This is a genomic window from Polyangium sp. y55x31 (assembly GCF_029946505.1).
Classification (GTDB): Bacteria; Myxococcota_A; Polyangia; order Polyangiales; family Polyangiaceae; genus Polyangium.
This window is the reverse complement of sequence record NZ_JARZHG010000074.1, coordinates 1-13,358: the sequence shown is the minus strand read 5'-3', so window position 1 is coordinate 13,358 and position 13,358 is coordinate 1. Positions and strand designations below refer to the sequence as shown.

14 protein-coding genes are annotated in these 13,358 nt (G+C 66.0%); 13 read left to right on the top strand and 1 reads right to left on the bottom strand.

The annotated features are described in order from the left end of the window. Nucleotides 1-224 precede the first annotated feature (224 nt). The 11 genes from QHF84_RS49540 (at nucleotide 225) to QHF84_RS49490 (ending at nucleotide 9,578) form a co-directional block, all read left to right on the top strand. Nucleotides 225-1,211 carry a hypothetical protein gene (locus QHF84_RS49540; protein ID WP_281320680.1) on the top strand — a complete coding sequence of 329 codons (987 nt, stop codon included), beginning with the start codon at nucleotides 225-227 and terminating at the stop codon, nucleotides 1,209-1,211. After that, the gene (locus QHF84_RS49535) at nucleotides 1,208-1,666 is read left to right on the top strand and encodes a transglutaminase domain-containing protein (protein WP_281320305.1); all 459 of its coding nucleotides are present in this window, start codon (nucleotides 1,208-1,210) and stop codon (nucleotides 1,664-1,666) included. The genes QHF84_RS49540 and QHF84_RS49535 overlap by 4 nt, the downstream gene beginning before the upstream one ends. A gap of 223 nt (nucleotides 1,667-1,889) precedes the next feature. Continuing rightward, nucleotides 1,890-2,399, top strand: coding sequence for a hypothetical protein (locus QHF84_RS49530; RefSeq protein ID WP_281320679.1), 510 nt, complete (start codon nucleotides 1,890-1,892; stop codon nucleotides 2,397-2,399). Between the two features lie 49 nt (nucleotides 2,400-2,448). Beyond that, nucleotides 2,449-4,758, top strand: coding sequence for a hypothetical protein (locus QHF84_RS49525; protein ID WP_281320678.1), 2,310 nt, complete (start codon nucleotides 2,449-2,451; stop codon nucleotides 4,756-4,758). A gap of 209 nt (nucleotides 4,759-4,967) precedes the next feature. Beyond that, the gene (locus QHF84_RS49520; protein ID WP_281320677.1) at nucleotides 4,968-5,624 is read left to right on the top strand and encodes a hypothetical protein; all 657 of its coding nucleotides are present in this window, start codon (nucleotides 4,968-4,970) and stop codon (nucleotides 5,622-5,624) included. Nucleotides 5,625-5,831: 207 nt separating this feature from the next. After that, complete coding sequence (locus QHF84_RS49515; RefSeq protein WP_281320676.1) at nucleotides 5,832-6,122, top strand: hypothetical protein; 291 nt, start codon at nucleotides 5,832-5,834, stop codon at nucleotides 6,120-6,122. Nucleotides 6,123-6,147: 25 nt separating this feature from the next. Next, nucleotides 6,148-7,332: a hypothetical protein gene (locus QHF84_RS49510; RefSeq protein ID WP_281320675.1), complete on the top strand. Its 1,185-nt coding sequence runs from the start codon at nucleotides 6,148-6,150 to the stop codon at nucleotides 7,330-7,332. Nucleotides 7,333-7,343: 11 nt separating this feature from the next. After that, complete coding sequence (locus QHF84_RS49505; protein WP_281320674.1) at nucleotides 7,344-7,742, top strand: hypothetical protein; 399 nt, start codon at nucleotides 7,344-7,346, stop codon at nucleotides 7,740-7,742. Then, nucleotides 7,739-8,413, top strand: a complete 675-nt coding sequence (locus QHF84_RS49500) for a SpoIID/LytB domain-containing protein (protein ID WP_281320673.1) — start codon at nucleotides 7,739-7,741, stop codon at nucleotides 8,411-8,413. The genes QHF84_RS49505 and QHF84_RS49500 overlap by 4 nt, the downstream gene beginning before the upstream one ends. 53 nt (nucleotides 8,414-8,466) lie before the next feature. Beyond that, nucleotides 8,467-9,165, top strand: a complete 699-nt coding sequence (locus tag QHF84_RS49495; protein ID WP_281320672.1) for a hypothetical protein — start codon at nucleotides 8,467-8,469, stop codon at nucleotides 9,163-9,165. A gap of 83 nt (nucleotides 9,166-9,248) precedes the next feature. Next, nucleotides 9,249-9,578, top strand: a complete 330-nt coding sequence (locus QHF84_RS49490) for a hypothetical protein (RefSeq protein WP_281320671.1) — start codon at nucleotides 9,249-9,251, stop codon at nucleotides 9,576-9,578. 193 nt (nucleotides 9,579-9,771) lie between these two features. Here QHF84_RS49490 and QHF84_RS49485 read toward each other — a convergent pair whose 3' ends face one another. Beyond that, nucleotides 9,772-10,647: an NAD(P)H-binding protein gene (locus tag QHF84_RS49485; protein WP_281320670.1), complete on the bottom strand. Its 876-nt coding sequence runs from the start codon at nucleotides 10,645-10,647 to the stop codon at nucleotides 9,772-9,774. Nucleotides 10,648-10,723: 76 nt separating this feature from the next. On the opposite strand from QHF84_RS49485, the gene QHF84_RS49480 reads away from it, so the two are divergent. Together QHF84_RS49480 and QHF84_RS49475 are read left to right on the top strand one after the other, a co-directional pair. Beyond that, nucleotides 10,724-11,647 carry a LysR family transcriptional regulator gene (locus tag QHF84_RS49480; protein WP_281320669.1) on the top strand — a complete coding sequence of 308 codons (924 nt, stop codon included), beginning with the start codon at nucleotides 10,724-10,726 and terminating at the stop codon, nucleotides 11,645-11,647. 297 nt (nucleotides 11,648-11,944) lie between these two features. Beyond that, complete coding sequence (locus QHF84_RS49475) at nucleotides 11,945-13,234, top strand: hypothetical protein (protein ID WP_281320668.1); 1,290 nt, start codon at nucleotides 11,945-11,947, stop codon at nucleotides 13,232-13,234. Nucleotides 13,235-13,358: the final 124 nt, after the last annotated feature.

The following is a 13,358-nucleotide window of genomic DNA, read 5'->3' as shown; positions in this document are numbered from 1 at the left end:
CACACCTGCATATGTCGTCAGCAATCAAAAATGTACCGACGACTGGACCGAGCCTCGTTCGATTGATCCTACAAAGTGGGATGTTGGAGCCGATGGACCTACTCGACGGTTTATGAGATGAGTTCTACTACGCCCCGCCCGCGCCTGCCCCCGCGCCTGCCCCCGCAGCGGCGCCAGCGATCGGGGTGGAGTTCGTGGGTCTGCTCAAGGTCGTTCTCGAAACGATGCGCTCGATCCTCGAGAGCACGAAGCAGCCACCACCGCCGCCACAGGGAAACCAGACTCTCGAAGTCGTACGCGAGATCGTCCCGCTCCTCCAGCACCAGCCGCCGCAATCCAACTCCACGCTCGAAGTCGTGCGCGAAATCGTGCCGCTGCTCCGCGGGAACGACGCGGGCAAGTCGAGCGGCGGTCCCGGGTACGAGCGAGGGATGGAGCGCGGAATCGAGCTCGCGAAGGCCCTCGGCGGCAGTGGCGGAAACAGTGGCGGTGACGAGTTCGGCGAGATCGCCAAGCTGCTCACGCTCGTGAAGACGGCGACTGCCGCGAATTCGCCGCCGCCGCCCCCTCCTCCGCCGCCGCCGCCTCCCCCGCCTCCTCCTCCGCAGGCGTATCCGTGGCCCACGGGAGCGCCCGTTTCATGGGAGGGATGGGAGATGATCCAGACCCCGATGGGCATGATCATGCGGCAGGCCGCTGCGCCCGCGCAGCCCGCGCCCGCGCCGGTTCCTACGCCGCCCGCGCCCACCCCCGCGCCCGTCGAGCTCGCGCAGCTCGAGCCCGTGGCACCCGTGCGCGTGCAGCCCGCGGCGCCCGTGCAGTGCTCCGACGGCGTGCAGAACGTCGCGCCCCCGCCGAGACCCCCGCCGCCGCCTCCGCCGCCGCCGGAGCCTCCTTTCGTGAGTGCGCCGCCCCCGCCGCCTGCTCCGCCGCCCCCGCCGCCGCCTCCCGCCGCGAATACGCGACCCGAGCCGCGGACGCACAAACCGACCAATCTCGCGCCCCACCTCACGGCCGCGGGCCTGGTTCCCGCTCCTCTGGGTCCGCCGACCCCCGCCGACCCGCTCGGCGGTGCCGTGGCGCAGGGCATGCAACTCCTCGGCAACAACCCCGAGCTCTTCGCGAAGCTTCAGGAGCTCGCCTCGACCGGATTCTCGCCCGAAGCCTTCGGCGAAGTGCTCGCCATGGCCGAGAAGGGGGGAACGAAATGATCCGGCCGCGCATCGTCCACTTCCCCTCGAACCTCGCGAAAGCGCGGTACATGGCCGAGGGCAGCAAGCGCGATCTCCTGCTACCCGAGGTCCAGCGATGGGCCGCGGTGTTCCGACGATTGCCGGTTCACGAACGCGCCGCGGCGATCCTGAAGTTCTGCCAGTACGCGATCGATTACGTCCGCGACCCGCGCCGCGAAGTGCTCGAAGACTCGGCGGTGACACTTTGCCGCGGCTTCGGCGATTGCGACGCGAAGACGCGTGTCTTCGTGACGCTCTGCCGCGCGTGCGGAATCCCGGCCCGCGAAAAGCCCGTCCGTCCCGAGCAGGACTTTCCGCACATCCTCGCGGAGGTCTTCGTGAATGGGCGCTGGCAACCCGCGGACCCGACGATCCTGAACTCGACGATCGGGCGTATCCCGCCCGCTTGGCTTGCGAGAACGAACTACTGGTGATGCCATGTCGCACAAACCGCCCCTTCGATGCGCCGTCTGTCTGCGGCGGCGACCCCAGCTTTGCGGAGGATATTGCGCATGCGGCGCGACCGTGTGGGAGCTCATCCCGCACGAGGTCCCGCCGGGCATCGTCGTGGAATCGCTCGAAGAGCGTAGCACGCCATTGCGGCCCACGCATTTTCCTGCGCTTCTCTCGCGCGCGCTCGGGGGCGTGGTGCTCGGTTTGAAGGTGCTCGTCGGCGGGGCGCCCGGGGCCGGGAAGTCGACCCTTTGCGCCGAGCTCGCCGCACAGATCGCCGCAAAGCTCGACGGCCTTGGATACTGGCTCGACGCGGAGCAGAACCGGAACCTCGTGCAGGAACTCTTCCCGCGCACGGGTTCGTCCTCACGACACATTCGCCTCGTGAGCAGGCGCAGCGGCAGCGGCAGCAACGTCGGATGGCGCGATGCTCTCCAGGCCGTGCCGCCCGACGCCGCCGTGATCGTCGTGGACTCGCTGCAACGTTGGGCGCGCAGCTACGCCGAGCAGACCACGCTCCTTGAGACGGTCGCGACGATGCGCCCCACCGTGCTCGTCGTCTCGCATTTCAACAAGGCGGGCCAGTTCGCCGGCCCAATGGGTAACGAATACGATGTGGACGCCACGGCCATCGTCCGGCCGAAAAACATTGAAGTAACCAAGTGCCGCTGGAGCCTTTGCCCGCGCACAATCGAGCGTCCGATGGCCTCGTAGAGCCGTCGCACGAAACCACAACCGAAGCAGGGAGAGGAGGCATTTCGGTATGCCTAACGCTATCACTTTGTCCTACGAGACCGACGAGGAGACCAGCGGCGTGCCCGAAGAGGAAGGCGCAACGGCGACGCCGTTCGACGATACGGGCGATTTCTTCGATACGCTCATGGGCGGCGGTGCGCAATTGCTCTCGTCCATCCTGGGCGGCAGTGGCAACGGAGCCAAACCCAACGGGGGCGGTGGCATCGGGGAAAGCCTAGGAATGATCGCCGGTGCGGGGCTCGGCACCCTCGCGGGCGGGGCTGGCGCTTCGATTGGCGCGAATCTCGGAAAGATGGCCGGTGGTGCGGTCGAGAATCTCGTCCGCACACAGGTCAAAAAGAAGCCGAAGCCCGGCAAGCAACAGCGCCAGCTCACGAAGCGCGAGCGGAAGATCCTCGCCGACGGCGAGCAGATGACGAAGCGCACCGGTGATCCGATGTATGCGCAGGAGGCGCGCCTCCGCGTGTATCGCCCGGCGGAGTACAAGCGCAAGCGCGACGCGGGGCAGCTCTTGTCCCAGATTATCGCGGTCGAGTCAGATCCGGAGGCACTGCCGGAGCCGCCGCAGCGGCGCCCCCGGCTCAATTTCGGCGCAATGACGAATTCGCCCCATCTGAAGGAGCCCGACGCGACGTACAACGATACCGCTTCGCCCGACGCGAGGCCGCGCCCGTTGCAGCACGTCTCGGCCTTGGGCGTCGATCCGACCACGGGTACGTATCACGCGATTCCCGGCGAGACGCCGCACGGTATTACCAAGAAGCTCACAGGGCAGACCCAGCGCACCCAAGAGCTACTCGCGGCGAATCCCGGCAAACCGGATTCGGATCCCGTATGGAACATCCCGCCGGGGTGGCTGCATTATGCGGGCGATACAGGGGCGAACCTCAGCACGGCGCGCAAGTACGTCGTCATCAAGGATGACTGGCCGCAGAAGATCGCCTCGAAGCTGGGCGCCTTCCCTGCGCGCCCGAAGTGGTGGTCCGAACTCCGAGCCGCGAACCCGCACAAGGCCACGGAGAACGGGAACTGGACGTACCTTTACCCGGGCGAGGAGATCGGAATCCCGAACGAATGGCCGGATCACTCGCTTGCGGTCGCGGTCAATGGCACCTCTTCGCAGCCGTCCACGCCGGGCGTCCCTGCTCCCGGGAAGACAACAACGCTCGATCCGGCTGTCGTTCCGCACACGCAGGCGCTTCTCGCGAGCTGGGCATTGCGGAACCCAAGTGACTGTATCCCCTCGGACTTTGGCAGGAATCCGATGGACCTCGTCAGCGGTTTCACGCCGAGGACGACGCAGGCGCTCGCCTCGTTCCAGACCTGGTGGAACAAGATGCAGCCGACGAGGCCACTGCCGACGACCGGAGAACTCGACCAGGCGACATACAATGCGCTGGTCGAGGAGAACAACGCAGCGGGTACGCCATTCGACAACGCGTCGAACGGCGATACGAAATCGGACGGACAACAACAATCCAAACCGAGCCCTCCGCCCCCGTCACCACCACCACCGCCGCCTCCTCCTCCCACGCCGCAGTCCTCCACAGGGTTGCCGCCTGGTGTCAGTGTCCAGCCGAGCACAAAGCCCGGCCATGTCCTCGTCGTGACGCCCGTGGGAAACTTCGACCTACCCGCGACGCCGGGCTCGAAGCCGGGGACCGTGGTCGTCGACGTGCCGCTGCTCGGCAAGCGGGAGATCCCGGCCCCAACCTCGCCCGAGCAGCCCCCGCCACCGCCGCCTCCACCCCCTCCTCCCGCCACGCCAGAGGCGCCTTCCGCGGGGCTGCCGGCTGGTGTGAGCGTCCAGCAAAGCACAAAGCCCGGCCATGTCCTCGTGGTGACGCCCGTGGGAAACTTCGACCTACCCGCGACGCCGGGCTCGAAGCCGGGGACCGTGGTCGTCGACGTGCCGCTGCTCGGTAAGCAGGAGATCCCGGCCCCGGCCGCGCCTCAGCCAAATCAATCGTCCGCGGTGGATGACGGTACCCCGGAGCTCGACGATACACTCAGCGAATCTGCCAAGAGGGACATCCTGGAGTTCCGCGAAGCTTGCAATAATCCTTTTCAATTGGAGGAGGTTGCAGAAGCTTACGAGCTGAGCGGCTATCCGCTGGCTGCCAAGGCGCTGAGGGATCGGGCCAGGGTGTTGCGGCAGCAGCAGAGCGGGGGAGATTTCCAGAGCGGGGGAGGTTCCCCGAGCTGGGAATACTACCCTCAAACTGATACCGCTCCTTCGCCGCCCACCGGTTCCAGCAACAATGGGAGCCTTCTGCCCGTGATCGCAGTTGTTGCCGCGGGTCTCGCTTTCTCGTGACGCTTCGATAGGGGGGCCGCGCCATGCCCAAGTTGCCGAAGCATTTGCCGTTCTGGTGGTGGAATTGGTGGCAACGAGAGGAGCCTCCCGCCCCAGCACCTCCGGCGCCGTCCCCCAGCTCCCCGCAACTGTTTCGATGGTCGCACCAGGATCGGAACCTCGCCAGCGCGGGCGCTGCGGCGCTTGAAACCGCCAAGCAGGGCTCGTGGATGAAGCTCGACAAGAAGCAGCGTACGCGTCAACTCCGGGCATTCGTCGTGATGTCCCTGCGGATCGCGCCGCTATCGTGGCGGCCTACGCCGCTGGGACAATTGGGTCCGCATCTCTACAGCACCCCCGAGCGTAACGCCGCAGGTTCGGCAATTGCTCGTACGCTTCTACTTCTCGCCCCCGGGAACCTCCGACCGGGCTCCGACATCATCACGGAAGAGGGAGAGCCGGCGATCGGGACGCTCGAGACTGGCGTCGTCCACATCCTGACCGTGTTGCTCGTCGGCGCCGTCGCGATCGCTGCGGCATATCTCGGTAGTCTCGCTGCGCAGGCGATCGACGCTGTCAACTTCGATGACGAGGTGACGAAGCGCCTCCTCGCTGCACAGGCGCGCGCAATGGAAATCCTGTCGATACACGTCGAGCGTGAGCGAATTGCTGGTCGCGAGCTTCCATTTGACGAAACGGAGAACTCGATGCTCCGCGCTCTGGAGGATGTCCAGCGGCAGATGGCGACGCTTCGACGGAGACCGCTCCCGTCACCGTTCCACGGCGCGACCGAATTTGTCAGAGCTACGACAAACTTTCTTCCCATGGCAATCATTGTATTTGCTGCATTCGTCTTCCTCAACAAACAGCCCGAAAGGAGATCGTAAGGCATGGCAGAAGAAAGAGTTCGCGTCGACCGCTCTCTCGTGGCGGTCCCGCGTGCCCGGTTTCGACGCCGGGGCAATAACAGGCATTGGGCTCGCGACGTGGGGACAGGGTTCCTCTACACGGCGGGGGCTGGTGCGGTGATCGCTCTCCTCGCGAATCTGGACGACATCCGGAACAGCAAGGAGGTGAGGGACCACTGGTGGCTCATGCCGGTCGCGCTGGTCGCGATCGGATACATGCTGCGCAAGCGGCGCAATGCGCACGCGAACGCGGTGATCGCGGTGGGCGGGGCCATGTTCGCGCTCGCGTACATGGCACAGCAAAAGGCCGCGCAGGCGGCGCAGCAGCCGCCCGCCCCGACGGGTAGCGATACCGCCGCGCCGATCGCTGCATTGCAGGGGCATACGACAGGGTTCTGGTACCAGGCCCCGGATGGTCGGTTCCTGCGATTGCCCAACATCGTGCGGCGCGTATCGGCCGCACAGAATGCGTTCTGATCACCATTCTTTAACAGGAAGACCCATGAACGAAAACAGAACGGCCCACGACATCCTCAGGGAATCCGACGAGGAGGGCGAGACCGCCTCGCCCTTCGAGGAGCACGACGAGCCCGATACGGCCGGCCCCGACGATGAGGACGACGACACCGCCGCCCTCGAGCTCGAGGCCGAGGAGGAAGACACGGGCGACATCCGGGCGCTGCGCAAGCAAGGGAAGAAGCAGGTTTCCCTCGAAGAGTTGCGCCAGATCCAGCGGCGCTCCCGCGCCCGCGGGCAGCGTGTCGGGATAAAAAAGGCGCAGAAGGCGCAGCCGCAGAAGGCGAAGCCCCGCCCGAAGTTGCCCCCGAACTACGTGTCCCCGAATGAGGGGGCGCGGCAGCTCTTCGCGCAGTGGACGGCGCGCGGCGGCAAATTCCAGATGCGTCAGGACGGCCATTATTACTCGGTCGCGGAAATTCCCTGCAAGTGCCAGGGGACCGAGAAACTCGCATGGCTGCACATTGCGAAGGGCGAATACCCGCTCTTCAACGTGGGCGTCGGTGATTCGATGACGATCCTAGGCAACAACACGACGGTGACGACCAACTGGACGAACCTCCAGCGTCCCTCGAAGAACACGTACAACGACCAGGAGTTCCTGATTCAATCAATTACGATGCAGGAGGCAGGACTCCGGGTCCGGTACGACAGCGCCGCGATCGACAAGATCGGAGGCCTCGGCGAAGCAAAAAGCGTGCTCACGGGGCAGGCTTGGCTGTGGGACGATGCGGGCGCGTTCTTGCCGAAAGAGATCTTTCACGATTTCAGCGGCGAGAATCTCCTGTATCGGGCCGTGCGACGCTCGGCCGTGGTGTATTTCCACTGGGACAAGAGCAGGACGGGCGGGAGCGCCAAGTCGAATCGGGTGCTGGTCGATCACCTGCGGAACGTGCCGGACACCAAGGTGAAGACGCTCTCCCGTACGTCGGGAGGCGGGGCGGTCTTGACGGTGCCGGACGGCTACGTGTTCAGCGAGAATCCCGAGCGGAGCGAATACGGTGCATTCACGGCGATCATCAGTATCCCGGAGGACATCGTGTTCCCGGTCAAGCCCATCGATCTCGGTAGCGGCACGCCGATCAAGCCCATCGAGGTGGGACTGTACGTACAACTCTCGCTCAACGGGATCGCGTTCAAGCCTCACGAGGGGTCCAGCAACACGAAGTGACGGGGGATGACATGAGCGTGGCGGAGATCGACAGTGAGGCGAGGCAAAACATCGTCGAGACCGATCCGCAGTTCGGCGCATCGACACATTGCATCGTGATCATGGAGCAGCCGCCGCTGATGGGGGACGAGCCTCCCCCGCAGTGGCGGGTCTCCGCCACGCTCACGCTTCGCGACAAGGTTCTCGGGAAGAGCGCGGTCTTGGCTGATTTGCCCACCGTGATCGTGGGGCCGCTGATTCATAAGCGGCAGGTGGTCGCGATGGCGAAGTATCCCGCGCCGGTCGACCGGTGGTCGTTCCGGTTCGAGAGCGACGCGGTGCGGGCGACGGCGCTAGTTTGGCTGCATCCGGGGTCTTGTCCGGTGACGGAATGCGGGATCTTCGTGGTCCAGCATGGGTTGAAGGAATGAGCATTCCCATCGGAGCCGAGCCTACCGAGGCGCCGGAGCGGATCCTCACGGCCGCCGGGTGGCTCTCGCTCGAGCGCGAGTACGTGCCGCGCGTGATCGCGGGCGAGCATCTGCATGCGCACCCCGAGGCGAAGGCGGCTCTCGCAATCGCCGCACGAACGTTCGTGCTGCGGTCGATGCGGGATCGGCTGACGCTCGGGCGAACGACGCCGATCCCGAGCGGAGAAGGGTTTCAGGTATTCGCACGAGGGGCGAACGAAGAATGCGCGGTGGCCGCCTCGGTGACGCAGGGGATCGTGTTGCGATACCAGGGCCGGATGATCCTCGCAAACCATGTCGCCGGCGCCTACTGGAAGCCGGACGGGTCGCTCGGGTCCGATCCGACGAACACCGAACGCTGGGTGACCTACAACGTCGGCCGACGAGGAGGCGACGTCCTTCCCACGGGACTCTCGCTTCGGTCGCATCCTGGCAACCGCGGCTGCTTTGGCCAGAACTGCGCGAACTGGCTGGCTGCCCAGGGATACGATCACCGGACAATCCTGCGCTTTTTCTATGGGGACGACGTCGAGTTCCACGCTCTGGGAAGCGAGGAAAGCACGGGGCTCGTCGGTCGAACGCTTTGGGGCGTTCTGGCGCTCGCCATCATCGGCATCACCACGCGGAGGTAGTGGTGGCGCTTCGATTGGTCCAACCCGGAGAGGGGCATCCGAGGCCGCTGGTCTTGGCGTTCCTCGTGGGTGGGGACCTCGATCCGAAGTTGCGGACCGCGTTCGGCCCGCGGCCCTGCATCGTCGCCGATGGCCTCGCAAAGGGGCCGATGATGGCGGAGCTGCTGGAATTCGCCCATCATCGGGCCGGGGTGCATGAATTGTCGCGGGTCGCGTTGATCGGATACTCGGCAGGGTGCCAGCGCGTGCGGGCGCTGTGGATGTCCGGGGTTCGGGCAAGCGCCTACTTGCTCGTGGACGGGACGCATGCATCGTGGCCTCCGGCCGCGTGGCAGATTGCCTGGCTGCACGAGCTCGCGGATGAGGCTCGACGTGGGCGGATCTTGCTCGTCGCAACCCATACCCTCCAGACGTACACCGAGGAGCTGCCGAAGGGCCGCGCATTCGCGTCCACGGTGCGCGTGCTGCGCATGGCGACAGGACTGCCGCTCGACCATGCCGGGCCTTTGGAATGGCCGACTGTCACGCGGCAGGGGGCACTCTGGGTTTACTCCTATGCGAGCGCAAAGGCGGACGCTGGGGCACACGCCGCCCAGTGCTCGCGCGTGCTGCCGGAGATGTGCGCGAGGCACGTCGGACCGTGGATGAACGTCGAGCCACCGTCCCGCGCGTCACCGGGCCATGGCTCCTTGGGGCTCGGGTTGCTGGGCATTGCGGCCAAGCTGATATTCCAGCGTCCCGAACGCAGCTAAAGGCTCGTCCGTCACTCCCTGACAAACGAGGGTCTCGTTCCCTGACGAACGATATCTCCCCGCAGTGGTAGACCTCGCCGGTCATGAGCCGCTGGCACACTGCGCTTCTGTTGATGTTCGGCATAACGACGACGGGCGTGGCCGCCCGCTCAGGCCTTGCTGCGACCCAGCCGCCGCCGTCACCGCCGCCGCCGTCGTCAAGCGCGACCACTCCCGAGGAGGTGGGGATCCTCGTTGCGGTGGCGATAGGCGGTCGATGCAGGTTTTCCGTCGATGACGAGTTCATCACTACAACCGAGACGCTCCGGTTGCCGCTTCCCACAGGCGTACACGTGGTCAAGTGCGGATCGCGCACGCGGCACGTGACACTCGGGGACGGCGAGATCACGATGGCGCTCTTCAAGCTGCGCTGATGCGCATTCATCGGATGATGCCGCTCGGACGCATCGGCGAGCCAGAGGACGTCGCCCGGCGTCGTCGCCTCGTTGCTGGCGCCTGGGACGCGCTGGGTCACCGGGTCAGCGCATCGAGGTCACGGGCGGTTACCGGCTGTGAGGCGCCGGGCGGCGCGTAAACCGATCGGCGTTCGGGTGCTTGGGATGAGCGTCAGCCTGCTCGCAACATAGGAGCCAGCACATCACGCGCGAAGTCATCGATCGAGCGCGCCGGGCGCCCCGTGAGCTTCGCTACATTGTCCGTCGTGAAATCGCCCCAGCCTTGCGCGTAGGCCGCGCAGTAATCGGTTAGCAACTGTGCGGTGTCCTCGTCGACGCCGAATTTGCGTGCCGTCGCTCCGACAGCCGCCGGAGGCACAGGCACGAACGTCACCTCGCGGCCGAGCGCCTTGCCGACCGCCGCAGCCACCGCGTGATAGTCGATGGCCGCCGGCCCCGTGAGCTCCAACGTCTGACCGTCCCACGTGTCGAGAAGCGCCGCCGCCACCGCCGCGTCGGCGATGTCGCGGTTGTCAATCATCCCGATCTTCCCTTCGCCGGTGCCGAAGTAGATTCTCCCCTCGCCGCGAATGGTGGCCACGTTGTGAAGGATGTTCTGCATGAAGCAGTGCCCGCGGAGAATCACCGGAGTCAGACCGCTGGCTTGAATTAGACCTTCCGCGACGCCATCTCGCCGCGTGGCAGCGGTCGGCCCATCGGCGCCGGCCTTCAGCGACGAAACACGAACCACTTTGCGGATTCCCGCTGCGCGCGCGGCGTCGAGCGAGTCGCGCACCTGCTCGCTGATGTGCTCTCCCGATGTGATGAGGACCAGCGTGTCCGCGCCTGCGAACGCCGCATGGAGCGACTCCTTGTTCTCGAAGCTTCCCTTCCACAGCGTGGCTCCGGCAGCGGTGAGGTTCGCCGCCTTCGCGGGATCTCGCACGAACGCGGTCACCCGTGCCTGCTTCCCCGAGGCGAGCTCCAGCACGACGCGGCTGCCGATGTTTCCCGTAGCTCCTGTGACGACGATGTTCTTGCTGGCCATGCACCAGCACGTACCGCGCTCGACCTTCGCGCACTAGTATGCGCATGGGAAAGCGATTCTTATCATGAACGCAAAGATGGATTTGGACCTCAACGACGTGGCGCTGCTCGTGCGCGTGGTGCGGACGCAGAGCTTCTCGGCTGCCGCTCGTGAGCGTGGCGTCCCAGTCTCGACCGTGAGCCGCCGCATCGCGCGGCTGGAGTCAGCGCTGGGCACCCGGCTGCTCGAGCGCACGACGCGAACACTTCGCCTGACGGACGCGGGGCGCGCGTACTTCGACCACGCCGCACGCGCGATGGACGACCTCGCACAAGGCACGGGGCAGGTCCGAGAACGCCAGGCCGAACCGCGCGGGCGAGTTCGCATCCTCGCACCAACCACGCTCGCGGCCGCCGTCGCGAACGTCATCTATGTCTGTCTCGCCAAGCACCCTGGCCTATCGATCGACCTCGAGCTCGATCAGCGTCCCGCGGATCTGGTCGCCGAGGGCTTCGACATCGCCATCGTCACGGGGAAAGTCGACGACACCAACGAGTTCGTCGCTCGTGAGATCTGGCGAAAGACGCAAAAGCTCCTGTTCGCGAGCCCGCGCTATCTGAAGGCGCACGGTGTCCCCCGTCGCATCGACGATCTCGCGCAGCACGACTGTGTCGCGACGCGCGCCAGCGACGGCTTCACGACGTGGACGCTCGTGCAAGGTCGCACAAAACGCCGCTTCACCTTCGCGCCGCGTTTTTACGTGAGCGAGTTCGCTGCCGCGCACCGAGCCGTGCTCGCGGGCGTCGGCATCGCTCTGCTACCTGAAGTGCACTGCACTGAGGACCTGGCGCAGAACCGCCTCGTCCGTGTCCTCGCGGGCTGGGAGGGCGAGGCCGGTGGCGTCCATCTCCTCTACCGCGCCCATCGATCCATCACGGCTGCGGTTCGCACCTGCATCGACCACTTCCTCGCGGAGCTGCCTGGCACGGACCCCGCGCATGCGCCCACGAAACTGCGGTAAAGCGAGCGTAGTCGCAACGGGGATCGCCGCACAACCTTATCGCCGTCAATTTGAAGGGCTCCGCATATGGCACGAAAGCCGTGGAGACTCTTATTTCACGCCGTTCGCCGTGCGTATCGACCTCCGGCGCCACATTGATGTCCTCAAACATGGCGACAGCCCCCAACCTCCCACGCTTCGTGGAGTAGACTGGGGTTTGTCCCTTCCCCCCACACGGTTTGCCCGCGCATCGTCGACGACACGGCATCCGCGCTGCGGACCTTGCCGCGCCACGCTCGGATGCCGTACCCTCACGCCATGGTTCGTCTCGCACGTGCGGCGCTCGTGCTCGCAGCCAGCGCATGCCTTGCCGCTCTCACCGTCCCGGCCTGCATCATCGGTAGCATCACGGTCGGCGCCGACTGTCCCATCGACGACGACGGAAACCTTCTCATCCCGCGCGAGTGTTGCATTTGCCCCTCTCCCGAGGCGTGCCCGAACGGGTTTCCGAAGGATGTTACCGTTCCGGACTACTGCCGTCCTGATTGCCCCGAGAACATCCCCTACGAGTGCTGCGAGTGCCCCAGCCCCGAGTGGTGCCCTGGCGGCGAGATACACGTCCAGGTCCCGGACTACTGTCACTCGCTCGATGCCGGCACGGACGCGGGCAGCGACGGCTCCATGTCCTCGCTCTGCACCGGCGGCTCGTGCGTGACCCCCGGGCCCGCGGGCTGGAAAGGGCCGATGAGCTTCTGGCAAGGATGGGACATCGAGGCTCCGACGTGCCCAGAGGACGCGCCGATCCTCGCGTTCGAGGGGTGGACCGCGCCGCCCCCGCCCTCGTGCGGTACGTGCGAGTGCGATGCCCCCGAGGGGACGTGCACGCTCCCAGAGACGTGGACCGTGGACTCGCAAGCATGCCCGGGTGGTGGCGTCAAGACAAACTTCGATCCGCCGACAAACTGGGACGGGACCTGCAACGGCGACAAGTCGATCCTTGCGGACAAACTCTGCGGCGGCGTTCCCTGCGTCCGCTCGATCACGATCTCGCCCCCGGTGATCGAGGAACTGCCGTGCAAAGCGCACCTCGTCGGCGATCCGGAGCCCAAGGTTCCAAAGGCTTGGCACGGCGGACCGGAGGTCACGCTCGGACGAGTCTGCACGAGCGAGAGCGCCCTGCCGAAGTGCACCGAGGCCAAGGGGAAGGTGTGTGTCCCGACGCCCCCCGGCTTCTCCTCTTGTTTGTACCGCGAGGGGGACCATGCGTGTCCGGAGGGCTGGGGCGAGAAGGTGCTCCTCTACGGGTACGTGGAGGACAACCGGACCTGCGCGGAGTGCGAATGCAGCGAGCCGAGCGGCGGGTTCTGCAATGTGAAGTTTCGGATTTTCAGCGACGCGGCCTGCAACACCGAGAAGGAGGCCGCCGACGTCTCGACCGGAATGACCGCTCCCTGTAAGGACCTCATGCCGGGGACGCAGCTCTCCAGCAAGTCGGCAGTGGTCCTCGAGTACACGAAGGGCGCGTGCACGCCGAGCAGCGGGAACGCGGAAGGGGAGCTCGTGCTCCTTGAGCCCGTCACGGTCTGCTGCTCCGCGCCCGTGACTTAGCAGCCCGTGGATCTACGCCACCCCAATCGCGATCCCAACATCCCGCCCATGGCCCGGCGGCATCCCGTCCCACGCAGCCCGGGAAAATCGTGCCAATTGCCTCGGCATGCGCCGTACCAGAGCC